General features: G+C 38.0%; 21 protein-coding genes. 19 read left to right on the top strand and 2 right to left on the bottom strand.

The features are described 5' to 3' along the window. Nucleotides 1-5: 5 nt before the first annotated feature. Nucleotides 6-299, bottom strand: a complete 294-nt coding sequence (locus ACWPVE_RS04915) for a hypothetical protein (protein ID WP_453991224.1) — start codon at nucleotides 297-299, stop codon at nucleotides 6-8. Between the two features lie 198 nt (nucleotides 300-497). Here ACWPVE_RS04915 and ACWPVE_RS04910 point away from each other — a divergent pair, with 198 nt between their 5' ends. Next, nucleotides 498-1319, top strand: coding sequence for an alpha/beta fold hydrolase (locus tag ACWPVE_RS04910; protein WP_453991222.1), 822 nt, complete (start codon nucleotides 498-500; stop codon nucleotides 1317-1319). Nucleotides 1320-1341: 22 nt separating this feature from the next. Here ACWPVE_RS04910 and ACWPVE_RS04905 read toward each other — a convergent pair whose 3' ends face one another. Next, nucleotides 1342-2571, bottom strand: a complete 1230-nt coding sequence (locus tag ACWPVE_RS04905; RefSeq protein WP_453991220.1) for a benzoate/H(+) symporter BenE family transporter — start codon at nucleotides 2569-2571, stop codon at nucleotides 1342-1344. Between the two features lie 277 nt (nucleotides 2572-2848). Between ACWPVE_RS04905 and ACWPVE_RS04900 the strand changes: the two genes are divergently transcribed. The 18 genes from ACWPVE_RS04900 (at nucleotide 2849) to ACWPVE_RS04815 (ending at nucleotide 19524) form a co-directional block, all read left to right on the top strand. After that, the gene (locus ACWPVE_RS04900) at nucleotides 2849-3646 is read left to right on the top strand and encodes an enoyl-CoA hydratase/isomerase family protein (RefSeq protein ID WP_453991218.1); all 798 of its coding nucleotides are present in this window, start codon (nucleotides 2849-2851) and stop codon (nucleotides 3644-3646) included. Between the two features lie 334 nt (nucleotides 3647-3980). Next, nucleotides 3981-4430, top strand: coding sequence for an acyl-CoA thioesterase (locus ACWPVE_RS04895; protein ID WP_453991216.1), 450 nt, complete (start codon nucleotides 3981-3983; stop codon nucleotides 4428-4430). A 72-nt stretch (nucleotides 4431-4502) separates the two neighbouring features. Next, nucleotides 4503-5375, top strand: a complete 873-nt coding sequence (locus ACWPVE_RS04890; RefSeq protein ID WP_453991214.1) for a PaaX family transcriptional regulator — start codon at nucleotides 4503-4505, stop codon at nucleotides 5373-5375. 18 nt (nucleotides 5376-5393) lie between these two features. Continuing rightward, nucleotides 5394-6362 carry an MBL fold metallo-hydrolase gene (locus ACWPVE_RS04885; protein ID WP_453991212.1) on the top strand — a complete coding sequence of 323 codons (969 nt, stop codon included), beginning with the start codon at nucleotides 5394-5396 and terminating at the stop codon, nucleotides 6360-6362. Between the two features lie 292 nt (nucleotides 6363-6654). After that, nucleotides 6655-7596 (top strand): Phenylacetic acid catabolic protein, encoded by a 942-nt coding sequence (locus ACWPVE_RS04880; RefSeq protein WP_453991210.1) that lies wholly within the window; start codon nucleotides 6655-6657, stop codon nucleotides 7594-7596. 2 nt (nucleotides 7597-7598) lie between these two features. Then, nucleotides 7599-7934, top strand: a complete 336-nt coding sequence (locus ACWPVE_RS04875; protein ID WP_453991208.1) for a metal-sulfur cluster assembly factor — start codon at nucleotides 7599-7601, stop codon at nucleotides 7932-7934. Next, nucleotides 7931-8164, top strand: coding sequence for a hypothetical protein (locus tag ACWPVE_RS04870; RefSeq protein WP_453991206.1), 234 nt, complete (start codon nucleotides 7931-7933; stop codon nucleotides 8162-8164). Before ACWPVE_RS04875 ends, ACWPVE_RS04870 begins: the two co-directional genes overlap by 4 nt. After that, nucleotides 8161-8790, top strand: coding sequence for a Phenylacetic acid catabolic protein (locus ACWPVE_RS04865; RefSeq protein WP_453991204.1), 630 nt, complete (start codon nucleotides 8161-8163; stop codon nucleotides 8788-8790). Before ACWPVE_RS04870 ends, ACWPVE_RS04865 begins: the two co-directional genes overlap by 4 nt. Further along, nucleotides 8765-8944, top strand: coding sequence for a PaaD-like zinc ribbon domain-containing protein (locus ACWPVE_RS04860; RefSeq protein ID WP_453991202.1), 180 nt, complete (start codon nucleotides 8765-8767; stop codon nucleotides 8942-8944). The genes ACWPVE_RS04865 and ACWPVE_RS04860 overlap by 26 nt, the downstream gene beginning before the upstream one ends. Nucleotides 8945-8974: 30 nt before the next feature. Next, entirely contained in the window at nucleotides 8975-9835 is an 861-nt protein-coding gene (locus ACWPVE_RS04855; protein ID WP_453991200.1) for a 3-hydroxyacyl-CoA dehydrogenase NAD-binding domain-containing protein, read from the top strand. Beyond that, the gene (locus ACWPVE_RS04850) at nucleotides 9825-10589 is read left to right on the top strand and encodes a 3-hydroxyacyl-CoA dehydrogenase family protein (RefSeq protein ID WP_453991198.1); all 765 of its coding nucleotides are present in this window, start codon (nucleotides 9825-9827) and stop codon (nucleotides 10587-10589) included. The genes ACWPVE_RS04855 and ACWPVE_RS04850 overlap by 11 nt, the downstream gene beginning before the upstream one ends. Then, a complete protein-coding gene (locus ACWPVE_RS04845) occupies nucleotides 10567-11766 on the top strand; it encodes a thiolase family protein (protein ID WP_453991196.1) in 1200 nt (399 codons plus the stop codon). The genes ACWPVE_RS04850 and ACWPVE_RS04845 overlap by 23 nt, the downstream gene beginning before the upstream one ends. A gap of 18 nt (nucleotides 11767-11784) precedes the next feature. After that, a complete protein-coding gene (locus ACWPVE_RS04840; protein ID WP_453997362.1) occupies nucleotides 11785-13269 on the top strand; it encodes an aldehyde dehydrogenase family protein in 1485 nt (494 codons plus the stop codon). 39 nt (nucleotides 13270-13308) lie between these two features. Continuing rightward, complete coding sequence (locus tag ACWPVE_RS04835; RefSeq protein ID WP_453991193.1) at nucleotides 13309-14103, top strand: enoyl-CoA hydratase/isomerase family protein; 795 nt, start codon at nucleotides 13309-13311, stop codon at nucleotides 14101-14103. A gap of 265 nt (nucleotides 14104-14368) precedes the next feature. Then, nucleotides 14369-15943, top strand: coding sequence for a benzoate-CoA ligase family protein (locus ACWPVE_RS04830; protein WP_453991191.1), 1575 nt, complete (start codon nucleotides 14369-14371; stop codon nucleotides 15941-15943). Between the two features lie 388 nt (nucleotides 15944-16331). Next, nucleotides 16332-17570 carry an ABC transporter substrate-binding protein gene (locus ACWPVE_RS04825; protein WP_453991189.1) on the top strand — a complete coding sequence of 413 codons (1239 nt, stop codon included), beginning with the start codon at nucleotides 16332-16334 and terminating at the stop codon, nucleotides 17568-17570. A gap of 77 nt (nucleotides 17571-17647) precedes the next feature. After that, nucleotides 17648-18511, top strand: coding sequence for a branched-chain amino acid ABC transporter permease (locus ACWPVE_RS04820; RefSeq protein WP_453991187.1), 864 nt, complete (start codon nucleotides 17648-17650; stop codon nucleotides 18509-18511). Beyond that, nucleotides 18511-19524 (top strand): branched-chain amino acid ABC transporter permease, encoded by a 1014-nt coding sequence (locus ACWPVE_RS04815; protein ID WP_453991185.1) that lies wholly within the window; start codon nucleotides 18511-18513, stop codon nucleotides 19522-19524. The genes ACWPVE_RS04820 and ACWPVE_RS04815 overlap by 1 nt, the downstream gene beginning before the upstream one ends. Nucleotides 19525-19532 lie beyond the last annotated feature (8 nt).

Below are 19532 nucleotides of genomic sequence, written 5' to 3'. Positions count from 1 at the left end.
TTTCTCTATAGGGTAATATTCACATCTCCATCCTCTGTAATTTCTACTGTTGTGTAGCTTTCAAATGTGGACATTTCTGTGATTTCCCGGTCTTCATTACTTGCAAAGCTCTCCATGTATCTTTGATATGTCTCTGGGTCCTTGACAATATGGTAATAATAAGTCATTTTACCGTCGTGATCATTGTGAGTTCTTAAAAAAAATCGATCTTTAAACTCATTTTTAAACCATTCCCTGGCTTCCAAATGATTCGTAAAATCCGGCATGTTCTCATAAATAGATGTGATATCGATGTTCAATTCTAAACACCCCCAATAGATTCTCCACTTAGTATGTGCTACGCTTTTTAAAATATAATAACAGCTGACAAGAAACACCGCTTTTCATTAATCAAAAAACAAACCATCAAAAGGGATTTTGGTCTGATATCAAGAATAAGTAATACAAGCAGCGAAAAGAGTTGCATCCTTGATATTTTTGAAATGAGGTGGATAGGATTGGAACACGTAGTAGGAAAGTTTATTGAAGTAGACAAAGGTGTAGAATTGTTTGTTCAAGACGTTGGTGAAGGTGAGCCACTTGTGTTTATTCCAGGGTTTACTTTTACAACCGAAGTTTTTACTAAGCAGGTTGAGCATTTCTCTAAAACAAATCGAGTCATTGTTTTAGACCCTAGGAGTCATGGGCGTTCGACAATTGCTTTACACGGAAATGATTACCAAACACATGGGGCTGATTTAGCGAAAGTATTGGAAGCATTGAATGTAACGAACCCGACGCTTGTAGGGTGGTCATTTGGTTGTTCCACCGTTTGGGCCTACATTAGACAGTATGGATTGGAAAATATTAAATCCTTTGTTTTTGTTGATATGCCCCCAAAAGCATTATCAACGAACCATGAAGATTGGGTGGAAGGACCACTAGACACAATAGCTGCGATTCATACGACATATTTACGTAACCCATCTGGGCAAAGAGAGTTTATGACAGATTACACAACCCAGGTTATGATTCAGAGGGAGCTTGCAAAAGAAGAATTAAATTGGATCGTTGATCAGTCTATGAATACTCCGTATTACATTGCAGCTAGTTTGTTTGCGGATGGGATGTTTTCGGATTACCGTGAAGAAGCAAAGAAAGCAAGTGAGACGCTTCCAACCTTAACAGTCATTGCAGAGCATTGGGCTGAAACAGCCGTTGCTTATACAAAGAAACTTACACCTAAATCGGCGATCGAAGTACTTGGTGGGCATATGATGTTTTGGGAACATAGTGAAAAATTCAATCGCATTCTAGAACACTTTTTGAAAAAAGCATAAGTTTGAGAAAAGACTGGGGGGATTAAGCCCCCGGTCTTAAATTGTTTTCAGCTTTCATTTTCTTTTCGAAGTCATTTCGTTCGATTAATAGGGAGACAATAACACTGCCAACAATCGCCCATAAAGGTGCACCAATGTTAAAGTAGTTCACGCCAGACATTCCGATAATAAAGGCAAAAAAGGCACCCATTTGAAATTTAGAATCTGAAAAAGCAATTTTCAGAGATGATAAAAGTACATTTAACATAGCCAGGCCAGCAATTGTACTCACAATAACACTTGGCATGGCAATAACAAAGGGAACGACAAATGCTGCAAATAAACCAAAGCTAACAAACAGTACACCACTAACAGCAGAAGCAGCATATCGGCCATCCTTTATTCCAGATTCATCAGAAGCGCAAATAGCTGTCATAGGACCAGCAGTATTAACGGCATGTCCTCCGAAAAAGGATGCAAAAAATCCAAAAAATGAGCCGAAAACTGCCATTGCACTAATTGGAGGTTTATACCCTTTTGACATTAAGATTCCTGTTGATTGAGCATTTTCTGTACAAATAATTACGATTGCAAGAGGGATAGAAAGTGAAAAAACGGCATGTAAACTAAAAGTCGGTATTTCTAGGTGAGGAAGTACAAACGAACTTTGGACATTTGAAAAATTAAATTCATTCAACACAAGAGCAAGTACGACTGAGACCACTAATGCTGATAACACAGGAGGTATCTTCTTAAATAAACGTGACGATAGTAAATAAACTAAAATAGCCGAACCAGCTAAAAAAGGAGACACTTCTACAGATGTAATCATCTCAATCGCAAATCGCATCATAATACCTACAATCATTCCCATCACAATAGGAATCGGTATCCAATTCATCACCTTATTAAGTAACCCTGTGATACCGAGGATAAAGACGATGAGATTTGAAATTAGGTAGGCACCAATCGCTTCTGGTAAAGAAAAGTGTAACAAAGCGCTTCCAACTAGCACGGCTCCAGCAATGGAATGTGCTCCAGCAATGGGGAGCCTATATTTTAAAGATAAAACTAGACCTAATAGACCTCCAAAGAAATAGACGGCAAATAACCAGCTAATGGTTTGGGCATGGGTAAGACCGCCGCTTGAAGCGCCTCCGATAATAATAAGGGCAGGACCTGTACAACCAAAAATAGCAGCCACAATTCCAGAACTAACGGTATTCATGTTAAGATTTTCATTTAAATCTTTTAATATACTATTTCCCTTCATTGGTACCTCCTACAATTTAACCATTTTCACATTATTAATAGAACATATGTAATTAGGTACATAATAACACAAATTGAAACGTTAATTATGTATTTTTTCCGAGCGGTTAAAAAACGACAAAAAAGATAGAATAGAAGAGTATTTTAGAGAAAAAAGAGTATTTGTTAGCAAAAATGACCAATTTGTAGATTTGATAATAAAAATAATATTCAGTATATTTTAAATAAATTACGAAAGTTTTAAAAGCGTAATATATGACTCTAGGAGGTAATGAAGAATGACAACTACAGTAAACGAAACAAAAACATTAACAGTAAAAAAAGCTAATGGAATTGCAGAAATCCACATGCATGTGAACAAAACAAATGCCTATGACCTTGAGTATTACAAAGAATTAAATGCAGCAATTGATGATATTCGTTTTGACAATGATATAAAAGTAGTTGTATTAATGAGTGATATGCCAAAGTTCTTTTCAGCAGGTGCAAACATCAATTTCTTAAAATCTGCTGAGCCACGCTTTAAAACACAATTCTGCTTGTTCTGTAACGAAACATTAGATAAAATTGCACGTTCTCCACAAATTTGGATCGCTTGCTTAGAGGGTCATACTGTTGGAGGCGGCCTAGAAATGGCTCTAGCATGTGATTTACGCTTCATGGGTGACCAGGCCGGAAAAATTGGTTTACCTGAAGTTTCGCTAGGTGTATTAGCAGGAACTGGGGGTACACAGCGTCTAGCTCGCCAAGTAGGACACTCTAAAGCTCTTGACCTAAATATAACAGGTGAAACATTAACCCCGCAAGAAGCTTTGGATATTAATCTAGTTGACCGAGTTTATCCACAAGAAGAAATAAGAGAGAAAACATTAGAATATGCGCAGAAGATTGCCAACAGTGCAACTTACGCCACATCTAATATAAAACTATCAATTATGAATGGTAAAGAAATGCCACTTAACGTAGCCATTCGTTATGAGGGCGAGCTTCAGAACCTACTATTCCGTTCACAAGATGCACAAGAAGGGCTGAGCGCATTCATTGAAAAGCGTGAACCGAACTGGAGTGGACAATAAAATAACAGGCTATGATCTCTCACATGAATGACGGTTTGAACAGAAACTATGCTTCTTAGTCTTGCTCATTCCTAATTGATTATAGTTGAGGCCACATGATGTGACGTTCTTTATCTTAGTTAATGTAGTCGTGTTTTTACGCCCCACTTATCCAATTAATACTTTGAGGTTCTTAAGTAGAGGGACTGTCTGTTAATGCGGGATATAGTCAACTGAATGAAAAGCGATATCGGAAATTCCGATATCGCTATTTTAAAATAGTTTATATATTCTAATGGATTTAAAAAGGTTCGGTGAACTTTCCCGAGCCTTTTTAACACTAGGAGGATTGTATATGAGGTCAAATACATTTCAAGTTATCGTGAACTGGGGGGATACGGACAAAGCAGGTATTGTCTACTACCCTAACTACTTCAAATGGTTTGATATTGCAGGTCACCAATTCTTTAGAAGTTGTGGATTATCGCCTAATAAGCTGGAAGAAGAACGACAAATCATTTTACCAATGCTTGATGCAAGATGTATTTTTGAAAAAACATTATTTTATGATGATATTATCACCATTCGAACAGAGGTCGAAGAAATAAAAACGAAAACCATTCAGTTAAAACACGAGGTATTTAGAGGAGAAACAAGAACAGGACATGGGTATGAAATCCGAGGATGGGTCAGACAAACACCAGATGAGATTAAAGCGGTACCAATACCAGAAGACGTGCTTTCTATACTAAGAGAAGACCTTCATACAAATGAAACAGGGAAAAGACCACTTTTTAATGCATAAATTCCAAAATCCTCTATAATAAAAGAAACAAACAATTTCAAAAAATAATAAATCATAGGTGTGTGACTAAAGATGAAACCAAGATCCTTAATGTTTACGCTATACGGTGAGTATATTAAATATTATGGAGGAGAAATTTGGGTTGGCAGTTTAATTGAATTGATGAAACAGTTTGGTATATCCGAATCGTCAGTTCGAGGAGCTATTTTTAGAATGGTGCAGAATAACTTACTCAAAGTACGAAAAGTTGGAAAGAAAAGTTATTATTCACCAACTTCGAAAGGCCGTGTTGATGAAGGGGTAAGCAGAGTATATGCAACACAAAATCACACATGGGATCAAAAGTGGAGAATTCTCACATACTCATTTCCAGAGGAAAAACGTGAAATTCGTAATAAAATCCGAAAAGAACTGATTTGGACGGGGTTTGGTAATCTTACAAATAGTACGTTGGTATCACCAAATCCAGTTGAGGAACAGGTTCTTGAAATGATTAAGGAATATGAGATTGAGGAATACGCATTTTTATTTACATCATCTTCTATCGTTTCACATGATAACCAAAGCATTCTTGACATCGGGTGGGACTTAAATATGGTGAAAGTAGAATATCAAACATTTATAGAAAAATTCACTCCTAAATTTGAGTACCTACGTGAAAAAGCATTAAATAATACGTTAAAGGATGATGAATGTTTTATTGAAAAAACAGTTCTTGTCCATGAATATCGGAAATTTCTCTTCCAGGACCCGGGCTTTCCAAGAGATTTACTACCAGAAGGCTGGATTGGTATTAAAGCTCGAGAATTATTCTGGAATATACATCAGCTATTATCAATCCCGTCAATCCGTTACTTTGAATCTGTTTTTGAAGGTGCTCCAGATCGTGAAATTCAAATAGAACGAGATAAAGCAATTAATCCATTCGGAGAGATCTACATTTAACGTTTATAGAGGTGAGCCATGAATATTGAAAAAATAGAATTTGGTGGCTATCGAGTGGGAATTCCAGTCCCGTTCCCAATGAAGTATGTGTATTGTTATCTTTTTAAACAAGATAATGGCTATGTGATGATTGATGTAGGGTTAAATTATAAAGCAGCTCGAGATGCATGGCAGGTGGTTTTTGACCATTTAGGAATAGCACCTAAAGAAATTCATACGATCTATCTTACACACTTCCATCCAGATCATTCAGGGCTTTCTGGTTGGATGCAAGAGTTAACTGGCGCGAATCTTTATATGCATGAAATAGATGCAGAAATGATTGAACGTGTCTGGGGAAAAAATAGCACTCAAGTTTCAAGAATGCATGAAATGGTAGTAAAGCACGGAGTTCCTGAAGATTTAGCAGATGGAATCTCTGAACATATGGATAAATTACATAAGAATGTGCTTCCGTTGCCTGTTGTAAAACCAATTGAAGACAAGGTTGTGTTTGGCGAAAAACATTGGTCAGTTATCCACACGCCTGGACATAGTGCGGGTCATATTTGTTTTTATCAGCAAGAGGAAGAGATTCTAATTGGTGGAGACCATATTCTTGAAAAAATTACACCAAATATTAGTGTATGGCCAGGTGCAAGTCAACATCCATTACATGAATATATAGACTCCTTACGAAAATTGAAAAAGTATGTCATAAAGAAGATTTACTCTGCCCATCATGCACCTGTTCTGAATGTAAATGAACGAATCGATGAACTGATTGAGCATCATCACGAACGACTAACCTATATTGAACGTTTAGCGGATCAAAAAACAACCTACGAAATTGCAAAAGTACTGTTCGCTTATAGGGAACTTAATCCGCATCAGTGGCGTTTTGCAATTGCTGAAACAATTGCTCACCTAAACTACTTAGAACGTGAGGGACGAATAACAAAGCGAAGCGGCGGTACATTTGTTTATTTCAGGTCGCAGATAAACTAGGAAAATAGCAATAAAAGAATTGGTAAACCCAAGATGCTAGTATTCTTTACTAGCAATCTTGGGTTTTTTTAAATATGAATTTCCACTGTTGAAGCCCCGAATAAAAAGGTCGGACCTGTAGAAAGTCCCACATCCACCAATCTATAAATATCTCTAAAACAAAGAATGTATTATGATTTTTAAATTAACGTCTAAAAAACATTATAAACATATTGACAAACAATTTTTAATATTCTATATTACAATATATAGACGATAGTTAAAAAAACGTAATACAAAGAGGTGTTCATTGATGAGTTTAAAAGAAGCTGAGGTATTACTGGAAAAAGTTCAGAATGGTTTCATTGTTGAACGCATGGAGGATATGAATGATGAGTATTTGAAAGCGTTAAAGCAAACACTTGTGATTGTAGGAGATACTGAATTACTTAGCGTGCCACCACTATTGACTGTCTACGATCAAGCCCCAAACTTAAACTATAAAATTACCGCTCTAGCCGTTATGCAAGATGAAATTGGTCATGCACATATCGCTTACCGCTTGTTAGAAGACCTTGGCGAAAACACAGATGAAATGCTCTACCATAGACCGGCAAATAGATGGAAAAATCCATATGCATTCGACTTCAAATTAGATAACTGGGTTGAACTAGGTGTCTTTAATGGACTGTTTGATCGTTCAGGATACACACTTTTAGGTGATGCATATGAACATACTTCTTACGGACCTTGGAAACGTGCTCTTGTAAAGGTAGATAAAGAAGAGTTATTCCACCTTCGCAACGGTGAGATTATTATGAAAAATGCAATGAAGAATCCAGAAACGGCAAAGCAAGTCCAAGATGCTGTGGATTGGATGTTTTTAATGGCACTTGAATTTTTCGGTGTTGCAGATAACTTAAAGAGCCGTTCGGCACAATTAGAGTATCGATTAAAAGGAAGAAGTAACGATGAACTAAGACAAAAGTGGTTATCAACGGCTGTCCCATTCTGTGAGTCAATTGGAGTTAAAGTACCCGCACATTACGACGAAGACCAAGGCAAATATGTTATAGATGTCCCATTCCCTTGTAAATTTGATGCAGAAAACAAGAAGTGGTTAACAGATCAACCTGATACATGGGAAGGAGCGATTGAACGCTTTAAACAAAGAGGCCCTCAAAATAAAGAGTTTGTGAATAGAATTCAAAAAGGGGCTTGGGAGTTAGAAAAAATGAGAGCAGAGGAGGCGTAAACATGAGTGGAATCATCCAAAACGTACAACCAACAACCACAAAATATTGGGATGCACTTAAGGAGGTTATGGACCCTGAGTTTCCTATAAGTGTAGTGGACATGGGATTAATTTATAATATAACCCAATTTGGAAGCGTTTTAGAAGTGGTGATGACTTACACATCTACTGGATGTGCCTGCATGCAATGGATCGAAAACGATATTAGAGAACGTTTGTTACAAGAAGAAGAAATAGAGGATGTAAACATCCAAGTTGTTTGGGATCCGCCTTGGACTACAGCGAACTTAAGTGAAGAAGGAAAGAAAAAATTAAAACACTGGGGGGTAAGTTCATGACAGTTGAAGTAGCAACCAAACAAGATTACCTTCTTTTCACTCGAATTAATCGAGGGGATGAACTAACTCATGTGGGAACCTTTAAAGCGGTTAATGATGATTTAGCAAAAATTTATGCTCAGTATATTTACGATGAAGAAGACTGGGTTGAGATGTATGTTGTGAAAAAAGAAGCACTGGTGAATGTTCGAAGACCAGAACCATTATTTGCAAAGGAGTGGGACCGATGACTAAGGAACATATATCGTTAATAGAACTAGGCGAAACAATAGCTGATAATAAATTCATTTTAGGAGATCGTTTAGTTGAAGTTGGAATTAGTGGTCCCAATTTGGAAGCTACACTGTCATCGATTGCGATGGCGCAGCAGGAATTAGGACATTCTAGACTTCTGTATCGTTGGGTTTCTGACCTAACAGGTATTAGGAAAGAAGTTAAACATCAGACAGGAAAGGCCTTCCAACAGAATGTTAATATCGCAAATTGGATTGAACTTATCGCTGGTCTTTACGTAACCAATGTTGCCATTGACCTAGTAATGCGAACAATGATTGATGCAAACAACCCAAATGTGAAACCACCTTTTACAAAATTGCTAAAGGAACAGCAGGAGCATCTGATCTATTCGAAAAACTGGTGCCAGCAACTATTGCTCGATAAGGGATCCATTCCAAGAAGATGTCGAGAAGCCATATCAAAAACAGCCCAAGAAGCGAAGGAATGGTTAATTAAGGTAGAGAATGATTTGTATCTCGTTACTGAGAACATTATTCCAAAGGATGCAAGATTAGTAGAGCAATTTGAATCTCAAATTAGCGAAGTTTCAAAGGATGTGGCGAAAACAAATGTCGGCTAATCATGAAACTGTTCAATGCTCGTTTTGTTCATCTGAGAATGTAAAGCGGATTTCATCCTTTGGTACTGCCCAATTAGTCAGGCAATACTATTGCAATGATTGTAAGAGTGTATTCGAATATATTCGATGGCAGAAAGAAAATGCGGCTAAGTAGAATACATCCTCCAGAAAGGATTAAAAAATGATGCAGCAAATTAAAAAAGTAGGAGTTATCGGTTCAGGAACTATGGGAGCAGGAATAGCTCAACTACTTGTACAAAATGGGTATCCCGTCATTCTTTTTGATATTGATGAAGTAACGGTCACACGTGCAAGAGAAGCGATAGAATCAAAGTTAGATAGATTAGTAGATAAAGAAAAAATGAGTATCGAAGCATCACACCAAGCAAAAAAGAACTTGGGTATTACAACGGATATGGTTTCATTTGCTGACTGTCAGTTGGTCATTGAAGCAGCGCCTGAAAAACTGGACATTAAACGTTCCATTTTTACACAGTTAGAAGAAATCTGTTCGAAAGATTCGATTTTGGTGTCGAATACGTCCTCCCTTTCGATCACAGAAATCTCTGGCCAGAGTACAAATCCAGAAAGAATCGCAGGTTTGCACTTTTTCAATCCAGCACCAATCATGCCACTAGTAGAAGTGGTAAAGGGTTTAAAAACAGCTACCTCAACTGTTGAAACTCTTACTCAGTTTGCAAAAACAATTCATAAAAGCCCAGTGACGTGTAAAGATACTCCTGGTTTTATTGTTAATCGTGTGGCAAGACCATTTTACAATGAAGCATTACGTATTATGAATGATAAGATTGCTTCAGTCGAACAGATTGATCGAATTATGAAACGTGCAGGAAATTTTAAAATGGGTCCTTTTGAATTACAGGATTTAATCGGAATTGATATTAATTTCGCAACTACAAAATCGGTATATGAAGGGTTCCACGGAGAAAGTAGATTCCGTCCACATTACTATCAAGAGCGTATGGTGCAATCAGGTAGCCTAGGAAGAAAAACAAAGGGAGGGTTCTTCGAATATGACAACTAAATCCGTTCTCATTGTTGGCGATAATTTACTAGCAAAAGAACTCTCTAGCGTGTTCCAGGTTAACCCTCAAGTAAATTTGGTAGATTCGCAGTTACAAAATACCAAAGTCGATGTTGTGATTGAAACAACAAATATGGATAAGGAAGAAAAGAAACGTCGAATCCATGAAATTGAGGCCATTGTTCCACAAACTACATTAATTTTAACAACAACACTAGGCGTGACAGCAACGGAAGTGGCATCCTGGGTAACCAATCCTGATAGAGTCTTAGGATTTGGAACTTTTGCAAATTTTAATGAAGGTAGCTTAATTGAAGTGGCGGTGCCAATACAGGCTGAACCAGGTTATGTGAAAGATGCTGAAACTATTTTTACAATGATTAATCAGGAGATAGAACTTGTGGAAGATGAGGTCGGACTCGTTTTCCCGAGGATTTTTTCAATGATCGTTAATGAGGCCGCTTATGCTTTAACAGAGCAAACAGCAGAGGCGGAGAGTATTGACTTAGCAATGAGGAAAGGCACCAATTATCCAAAGGGTCCACTTGAATGGGCCGAGGAAATCGGTCTTGACGATATTTATGCAGTTTTAAGCGGATTGTATCGTGAAATAGGAGAGGAGCGCTATCGACCAGCTCCCCTTATTCGAAAACTTGTATATGCTGGCTGGATTGGTGGGGAAAAAGACAAATGCTTTTATCATTATCAAAACCGCACAAGGAGCTTTCAGTATGAGAGAAGCTGTCATAATTGATGCTGTACGAACACCTATTGGAAAACTAAATGGTTCACTTACAAGTATACGACCAGACGATCTTGCTGCACATGTAATCAAACAGCTAATGGCGCGTGTTGACCTAGATTCCACTCTGATTGAAGATGTATTTTTCGGATGTGCAAATCAAGCGGGGGAAGATAATCGCAATGTGGCGAGAATGGGCTTGTTGCTGGCTGGTTTGCCAGTTTCGATACCAGGTGTAACGGTGAATCGTCTTTGCGGTTCTGGACTTGAGGCAGTAAATCAGGCTGCTGCTGCAATTAAATCAGGATTAGGTGATGTCTTTATTGCAGGAGGAACAGAAAGCATGACTCGTGCTCCTTATGTAATGATGAAACCTCAAGTGACAAATGCTAAAGGAAATCAAACCTTACATGACACGATGCTTGGCTGGCGCCTGATTAACCCAGAGATGAATGAAATGTATCCTCCGATTAGTTTAGGAGATACGGCTGAAAATGTCGCTGAAAAATATCGTATTTCAAGGTCGGAGCAGGATGAGCTTGCATTTCTTAGCCAGCAAAAGGCAACTATAGCCATTCAAAGCGGAAGATTCAATGATGAAATCGTGCCAATTCAAATTCCACAAAGAAAAGGAGAGCCTCTTCTTTTTAAGGAAGATGAACATGCACGCCCAGAAACTACTTTGGAAACCCTGTCAAAGCTAAGGCCCGTTTTCCGAAAGGATGGGACAGTTACTGCTGGGAACTCATCAGGGATCAATGATGGTTCTAGTGCGATTCTCGTAATGGAGAAGAATCTTGCAGAAAAGCTCGGGTTAAAACCAATCGCACGAATTGTAACCTCTGCAGTTAGTGGAGTTCATCCAGATTATATGGGAATTGGTCCAGTACCAGCGACAAGAAAAGCATTACAAAGAGCAGGTCTAACTGTTCAGGATCTCGATTTAATTGAAATAAATGAGGCATTTGCAGCACAATCAGTTGCATGTATGAGAGAGCTAGAACTTGATATGGATAAAGTGAATGTCAATGGTGGTGCGATTGCATTAGGGCATCCATTAGGATGTAGCGGTGCACGAATTGTGACTACACTGGTTCATGAGATGCAAAAACGAGACGTGCGTTATGGATTAGCGACCATGTGTATCGGCGTTGGTCAGGGAATCGCAACAATTATAGAGAAAATGTAGGGAGTGAAAACGACATCTATGGTTGAATTAAAAGAAACATACCAACTATTGATTAATGGAGAATACTCAAATAGTAGCAATAATGAATACTTTGAAACCTTTAACCCTGCAACTGGTGAAGTGTTAGCAAAAGTAGCAAAAGCAACGAAAGAAGACGTAGACCGCGCTGTTGATGCAGCAAGGAACGCATTTGAAAATGGAAAATGGCCCAAAATGCCACAAGCAAGAAGAGCGAGGGTTCTAAACAAAATAGCTGCAATTATGCGTGAACGCTTCGATGATCTAATCGAGGCCGAAGTATTAAACAGTGGAAAAACGGTCGCCGCTGCAAAGGGACAAATAGGTCAAGCGATCGAGGATTTTGAATTTTATGCAGGTGCCATAACAACCTTTGGTGGACGTACAAATCCTGTACCGAATGGTTTTTTTAACTACACTGTTAAAGAACCTGTTGGTGTCTGTGCACAGATCATTCCGTGGAACTATCCATTAATGATGGCCGCTTGGAAAATTGCACCCGCAATTGCTGCTGGATGTTCGGTCATCCTCAAGCCTGCTTCACATACTCCAATTACAGCCTATATGCTTGCTGATATTTGTCACGAAGCGGGAGTTCCAGCTGGTGTGGTGAATGTCATAACAGGTAGTGGTTCAGTAATTGGTCCATACTTAACGACTCACCCTGGTGTGGATAAAGTAGCCTTTACAGGGGAAACAGAAACTGGTAAAGACATAATGGCAAAAGCTTCAACAAACTTAAAGCGTGTTACTTTAGAATTGGGTGGAAAATCCCCGAATATTGTATTTGATGATGCTGATATTGATGGGGCAGTAGCGGGCTCAATCTATGGAATCTTCTATAATACAGGTCAATCCTGTGAAGCACGCTCAAGATTATTTGTTCATGAAGAAATTTACGATGAATTTGTGGAGAAATTTATTGAAAAAGCGAAAAGGCTTAAAGTTGGAGACCCTTTTAATAAGGAAACACATATGGGCGCCCTTATCTCTAAAGAGCATGAAGAGGTTGTCGATAGCTATGTTAAATTGGCAATTGAAGAGGGTGGAGAAATTCTTTATGGAGGAAAAAGACCAGAAGGTGGCGAATTTGAAAAAGGATACTGGTATTTACCGACGATTATCGGGAATGTAACAAATGATATGCGAATCTCTCAAGAAGAGGTCTTTGGGCCAGTCGTCGTCATTATGAAATTTAAAGATGAAGAAGATGTGTTAAAACAATCCAATGATTCTATTTTTGGACTTGGATCAGCAGTATGGACAAAGGACCATGGTCGAGCACATCGGATTGCTGAAGGTCTTCGTGCAGGAATCGTCATGGTAAACTGTCCAATTTCAGCTTTCCCAGGAACGCCATTTGGTGGCTATAAGCAATCTGGCTTTGGAAGAGAATTAAGTGTGGAAACCCTCGATTTGTATACTGAAACGAAGAGTGTTGTCTCGTACAATGGTGAAAAACCATTAAATATTTTCAGAATATAGTATATATAAATAATTTTCGAATAATGGAGGAGTGTAATAATGACAATCAATCTAGAAACGAAAAATCTGACCGTGAAAAAAGTAGATGGAATTGCAGAAATCCACATGCATGTGAACAAAACAAATGCCTATGATCTTGAGTATTACAAAGAATTAAATGCAGCAATTGATGATATTCGTTTTGACAATGATATAAAAGTAGTTGTATTAATGAGTGATATGCCAAAGTTCTTTTCAGCAGGTGCAAACATCAATTTCTTAAAATCTGCTGAGCCACGCTTTAAAACACAATTCTGCTTGTTCTGTAACGAAACATTAGATAAAATTGCACGTTCTCCACAAATTTGGATCGCTTGCCTAGAGGGTCATACTGTTGGAGGCGGATTAGAAATGGCTCTAGCATGTGATTTACGCTTCATGGGTGACCAGGCCGGGAAAATTGGATTACCTGAAGTTTCACTAGGTGTATTAGCAGGAACTGGGGGAACACAGCGTCTAGCGCGCCAAGTAGGACACTCAAAGGCTCTAGATTTAAACCTAACTGGTGAAACATTAACTCCACAAGAAGCATTGGCTATAAAATTAGTTGATCGTTTATATCCACAAGAAGAAGTAAGAGAAAAGACATTAGAATATGCGCAAAAGATTGCAAACAGTGCAACATATGCTACATCTAATATTAAACTATCAATTATGAACGGTAAAGAAATGCCACTTAATGTAGCCATCCGTTACGAGGGTGAGCTTCAGAACCTATTATTCCGTTCACAAGATGCACAAGAAGGGTTAAGTGCATTTATTGAGAAACGCGAACCAAACTGGCAAGGTATATAATATTGTTTTACTAATGAAGATGGCACAAATGCCATTCTATTATTTGGTTAAAAAACACTATTTATATAGTGCTAATAGTTATAAACACTTGCACTAAAAAATATTAAACTTCAATCTATGGGATTTTTCTTTATCGCTGCTATAGCACTATTTATACAGTGCCAATATCTACTATCATCTATGAGTAACTCCAAACATGTGGAGGTAATCATTTACCTCCACTATTGAAATGTACCTATCAATCATGATAGATAAGGAGGAAAATATGATAAAATTTGCTTCGGATTTAAAAGGAATTACCTCGAAGTATAATGCAGCCGACCGATTTATTGAAGAAAATGTACGGAATGGCCTTGGGAATAAGGTAGCCATTGTGTGTGGAGATGAACAGGTCACTTATCAAGAGTTATTATATCGCGTCAATCAATTTGGAAACGCTCTCAAAGGATTGGGTGTGGAAAATGAAAACCGTATGCTAATGGTTATGCACGATACCCCTGAGAATATAGTAGCCTTTTATGGTGCAATAAAAATTGGTGCACTTCCCATTCCAACTAATACCATGTTACAGCCTGGGGATTATGAGTATCTATTAAACCACAGTCGTTCGAAGGTACTGGTAATTCATGAGGATCTTTGGAGCAAAATTAAGGCAAATAGAGAACGATTTGTCTTTCTTCGGCATGTTATTGTCATCACAGAAAACACATCTGTGGAAGAAAATGAAATTGATTTCCATGAACTGATCAATCATGCATCACCAAATCTTGAGTCATTCATGTCAGTGAAAGATGACCCCGCATTCTGGCTTTATAGTTCTGGTAGTACTGGAAACCCAAAAGGTGTCATCCATCATCAACGAAGTATGGAAGCAGCTTATAACACATATGCAAAACAAGTTTTGGGGATCAACGAAAATGACATTACCTTCTCTGCTTCGAAACTCTTTTTTGCCTATGGGCTTGGAAATGGCATGTATTTCCCATTAGGAGCTGGGGCTACAACCGTTCTATTAAAGGAACGTCCTACACCTGAAAAAGTGTTTGAAACACTTGAAAAGAAAAAACCAACGGTCTTTTTTGGAGTTCCAACACTCTACGGTAGTTTAATTAACTATGTAGAACGTATAGGTAAGATACCTGACTTATCATCAGTAAGAGTGTGTGTATCTGCTGGTGAAGCATTACCTGAAACATTTGTGAACAAATGGAAGCAAATCTTTAATCTTGATATCTTAGATGGGATTGGCCTAACTGAAGCCCTACATATTTTCATTTCGAATCGAGTTGGCGATATTCGTCCAGGAAGTACTGGGAAACCTGTTCCAGGATACGAGGCAATCATTGTCAATGACGACTTTAAGGAACTAGGACCAAATGAAGTTGGTGACCTAGTGATAAAAGGCGAGAGCCTAACAGGTGGTTATTGGGCGAACATTGCTGAAAATCAGAAAAAACTCAAAGGTGAGTGGATGTATACAGGCGATAAATATTATAAAGATGAAGAGGGCTATTTTTGGTATTCAGGTCGCTCTGACGACATGTTGAAAGTAGGCGGAATCTGGGTATCTCCTGTTGAAGTCGAGGCAACCCTACTTAAGCATGATGCCGTTCTTGAAGTGGCGGTAGTGGGTGTTAAGACGGAAGAAAATCTAGACCTTCCAAAAGCATGTATTGTTTTAAAAGAAGGGGTTGCCCCATCTGAAGAATTAGAAGCTGAATTAAAAGCATATGTAAAAGCAAATCTAGCACCATATAAGTATCCTAGAATAATAGAGTTTATGAGAGAAATTCCTAAAACAGCTTCTGGTAAGATGCAACGTTTTAAACTGAGAGTATAAAAAGTTGTATCGAATACGGAAGGAAAAATAACATAATATACTATCTCGTTCGAAATGACCTAAAAACACGTTTGTGAATAGAAGAAAAATACATTGAATATAGAATATATCGAGGTTTTGATTAACTAAAGGTTCGGCGTTTGCTGAACCTTTATTTTAAGACCCCCTCATTTTTTTATGTAAATAGATAAAATTTATTACGTTTTTTTGATGAAAGTTTTAAATGTGTATTGAATATTCTAATAGTAATAACTATAATAATATTCAAAATATTAAAAAGTTTGAAAGGAGTGATCCGTACATATACAATTCCATAATTGTTTTTTACAATTTTCGTACCAAAAGAGGGTCAAAAATGAATGCGTTTTCAAAATGAGGGAGGGTAAACATGAAACGAGTAAAAAGAAATTGGTTGATCATGTTGGCGTTTGTTCTATTACTTTCAGCATGTAGCTCAGGGGCAATTAGCACTACAACTAAAAATAGCGAAAAGGATGAGAATAGCGAACCAACAACTTCTGATCCTTCAAGTGACGAGCCTATTAAGATTGGAGCTTTGTTACCATCAACAGGTGTATATGCATCACTTGGCGAAAATGTGATGAATGGGATGGAACTTTATTTTGAGGAAATCGGCTGGGAAGTAGCTGGTAAAGAAATACAAATCATACATGAGGATACTGAGGCGGACCCACAAGTATCATTACGCAAGCTTCGAAAATTAATGGAACAGGACAAAATTGACATTTTAACAGGTCCAATTAGTACTGCAGTTGCATATGCAATCCGTGATGAGGTCGATAAAAACAAATTACCATTCCTTGTTTCACATGCAGGTGGAAATGATTTAACTAGATCAAAGCGCAGTGATTATATTTGGCGTTCATCCTTCTCTTCCTACCAAATTGGACACTCTATGGGTCAATGGGCATATGACAATATTGGTGGAAAAATCTATTTAACAGCTGCTGACTATGCATTTGGTCATGAGGCTACAGCAGCGTTTAAAGATGCGTACACCGCAGCAGGTGGAGAAATTGTTGAGGAAGTATTTGCACCATTAGGGAATAATGACTTTTCGTCTTACTTAACTAAGATGAATCGTGATGATATCGATGGTGTCTATGCATTCTTTGCTGGTACCGATGCAATTCGCTTTGTTCAACAATACGAGCAATATGGATTAAAAGGAAAGATACCGTTAATCGGTTCTGGTTGGTTAACAGCCGAGGATACTCGTCCACAGCAAGGAACGGCCCCTGAAGGAATCATTGCTTCTATCTTCTGGGATTACAGCCTAGATACTCCAGAAAATAAAAAATTTGTTGAGGCATATGAAGCAAAATACGATGCTAGGCCAAGTATTGAATCCGCAGAAGGATATGATGCAGCAGCAATAATAGCAAAGGCAATTGAATCATTGAACGGAGATGTTTCAGATCCTGATAGATTAGTAGAAGAAATTTCAAAAGTAGAGCTTAATAGTCCAAGAGGTCCAATCAAGTTTGATCAGGAAACACATCAAATCATTCAAAATCTTTATATTGTCGAAACATATCTTGATGGAGATAAAACTGAAAATAAAGTCATTGATACTGTACCAGAAGTAATAGACCCAGGAAAATAAGGAATCAAAAAAAGAAGGAGGCAAATCTTACATAATTTGTTGCCTCTTTCTTTTCATCTGTTAGGGGGGATTAAGGAATGGATACTTTAGTCTTACAATTGATGAATGCACTGAGCTATGGGTTTCTCCTTTTCATTATTACATGTGGAATCAGTCTTGTTTTCGGTATATTAGGAGTATTAAATTTAGCCCATGGCTCTCTCTATTTATTAGGGTCCTACCTTGGTTATTCCATTGTAGTTAAGTCAGGTCTACCGTTTTGGGTTGCACTGTTAATTGTGCCGTTTGTCATTGCCATTATCGGTTTGATTTTAGAAATTATTTTACTTCGGCCTACCTATAAGCTAGGCCATCTTTCACAAGTATTATTAACATTTGGTCTTGCTTACATCTTTCATGATCTCTTCGCTATGATTTGGGGTAAAAACATCATGACCGTAAACCCTCCAGCATTCCTAAGCCATTCAGTTGAAATAATGGGGAATATGATACCTTCCTACCGTTTAGCTTTAATTGTTGTTGGTATCATCATTGCTGCTGTTCTTTGGTATACACAAGAAAAAACGAAATGGGGCGCTGTCATACGTGCTGGATTATCGGATAAAGAGATGGTCGGTGGGCTAGGAGTCAATATTCATCTTGTTTTTACACTCGTCTTTTTCTTCGGTAGTTTGTTAGCTGGAATTGGTGGAGTACTTGGTTCACCTATACTAGGAGTTGCTCCTGGAATGGAATTTAATATCCTTATCTTGTCACTCGTTGTTCTAGTAGTTGGAGGACTTGGTTCTGTGTCTGGCACAATTTTAGCCAGTCTTCTAGTCGGGATGGTCGAAACATTTAGCCGTTTTTATGTACCTGAACTTAGCTTAATCATTACATTCGCGTTAATGGCCACAGTATTAATTATCCGTCCGCAAGGATTGATAGGGAGGAGGGCATAATGGGCAAACAATGGGTCAAAGGTAGTCTCTTGTTCTTCTTAATGGTTGCTGCACCATTTTTCGTTTCTCTTTACTATGTAAATATTTTTACGGAGATTTTAATCTTTGGGATATTTGCAATTAGCTTGAATATCTTAGTCGGTCAAACTGGATTGGTTTCGTTGGGGCATGCCGCATTTTTCGGTGCAGGGGCTTATGCAACTGGTCTTGCAGCAACACATCTTTCTACAAATGTGTTTCTAACGATTGTAATTGGCATGTTGCTCGCGTTTTTGCTCGCGATTTTGATTGGTTTTGTGTCTACTAAAGCACATGGATTTTACTTTTTGATGTTGACACTTGCTTGCTCTCAAATGGTGTATTCCATCATTTATCAATGGACTGATGTAACTGGTGGGTCAAATGGATTATCAGGAATTCCTGCTCCAAGTCTATTTGGGGATTTTATCCTTTCTAACCAAGTGTTTATCTACTACTTTACTTTAGTTGTGTTCACGATTGTCATATTCGCCGTTAATAGACTCCTACAATCTCCGCTAGGATATGTCTTCATTGGGATAAAAGAAAATGAAGATCGAATGAAATCAATTGGCTACAACACTTCGCTATATAAAAATATTAGCTTTTTGATTGCAGGTACTTTAGGTGGATTAGCGGGAAGCCTTTATGTTTTTTTCAATGGATTTGTTGCCCCAACAGATGTGTATTGGACTGTCTCTGGTTCCGTACTGATTATGGTGCTCGTTGGTGGCGCTGGAACATTATGGGGACCAGTTATTGGCGCAGCCTTTATTGTTGTGTTAGAGACCATTATTAGTTCGTATACGGAAAGCTGGATGATGATTATTGGTACCGCCTTTATCTTATTTACCATTTTTGCACCAGCTGGAATTGCAGGATTATTCTCTCGTCTCACACGAAGTATTTTTAAAGAAAAACCCCATCCAGTAGAGAAGCAATATATTGAGGACGCGATTAAACCAATGAAGCGGCAATCAAAGATAAATGGTTAGGTGGGATA

Source organism: Bacillus nitroreducens (assembly GCF_964021195.1).
The sequence above is the reverse complement of the archived record's forward strand: the minus strand, read 5'-3'. Positions and strand labels throughout refer to the sequence as shown.

Coding starts and splice junctions, on each gene's coding strand:
- ACWPVE_RS04830 (WP_453991191.1), top strand. CDS start 14,369: ATGATAAAATTTGCTTCGGATTTAAAAGGAATTACCTCGAAGTATAAT.
- ACWPVE_RS04820 (WP_453991187.1), top strand. CDS start 17,648: ATGGATACTTTAGTCTTACAATTGATGAATGCACTGAGCTATGGGTTT.
- ACWPVE_RS04850 (WP_453991198.1), top strand. CDS start 9,825: ATGACAACTAAATCCGTTCTCATTGTTGGCGATAATTTACTAGCAAAA.
- ACWPVE_RS04845 (WP_453991196.1), top strand. CDS start 10,567: ATGAGAGAAGCTGTCATAATTGATGCTGTACGAACACCTATTGGAAAA.
- ACWPVE_RS04895 (WP_453991216.1), top strand. CDS start 3,981: ATGAGGTCAAATACATTTCAAGTTATCGTGAACTGGGGGGATACGGAC.
- ACWPVE_RS04835 (WP_453991193.1), top strand. CDS start 13,309: ATGACAATCAATCTAGAAACGAAAAATCTGACCGTGAAAAAAGTAGAT.
- ACWPVE_RS04860 (WP_453991202.1), top strand. CDS start 8,765: ATGTGGCGAAAACAAATGTCGGCTAATCATGAAACTGTTCAATGCTCG.
- ACWPVE_RS04825 (WP_453991189.1), top strand. CDS start 16,332: ATGAAACGAGTAAAAAGAAATTGGTTGATCATGTTGGCGTTTGTTCTA.
- ACWPVE_RS04870 (WP_453991206.1), top strand. CDS start 7,931: ATGACAGTTGAAGTAGCAACCAAACAAGATTACCTTCTTTTCACTCGA.
- ACWPVE_RS04885 (WP_453991212.1), top strand. CDS start 5,394: ATGAATATTGAAAAAATAGAATTTGGTGGCTATCGAGTGGGAATTCCA.
- ACWPVE_RS04890 (WP_453991214.1), top strand. CDS start 4,503: ATGAAACCAAGATCCTTAATGTTTACGCTATACGGTGAGTATATTAAA.
- ACWPVE_RS04865 (WP_453991204.1), top strand. CDS start 8,161: ATGACTAAGGAACATATATCGTTAATAGAACTAGGCGAAACAATAGCT.
- ACWPVE_RS04815 (WP_453991185.1), top strand. CDS start 18,511: ATGGGCAAACAATGGGTCAAAGGTAGTCTCTTGTTCTTCTTAATGGTT.
- ACWPVE_RS04880 (WP_453991210.1), top strand. CDS start 6,655: ATGAGTTTAAAAGAAGCTGAGGTATTACTGGAAAAAGTTCAGAATGGT.
- ACWPVE_RS04875 (WP_453991208.1), top strand. CDS start 7,599: ATGAGTGGAATCATCCAAAACGTACAACCAACAACCACAAAATATTGG.
- ACWPVE_RS04840 (WP_453997362.1), top strand. CDS start 11,785: ATGGTTGAATTAAAAGAAACATACCAACTATTGATTAATGGAGAATAC.
- ACWPVE_RS04905 (WP_453991220.1), bottom strand. CDS start 2,571: ATGAAGGGAAATAGTATATTAAAAGATTTAAATGAAAATCTTAACATG.
- ACWPVE_RS04855 (WP_453991200.1), top strand. CDS start 8,975: ATGCAGCAAATTAAAAAAGTAGGAGTTATCGGTTCAGGAACTATGGGA.
- ACWPVE_RS04900 (WP_453991218.1), top strand. CDS start 2,849: ATGACAACTACAGTAAACGAAACAAAAACATTAACAGTAAAAAAAGCT.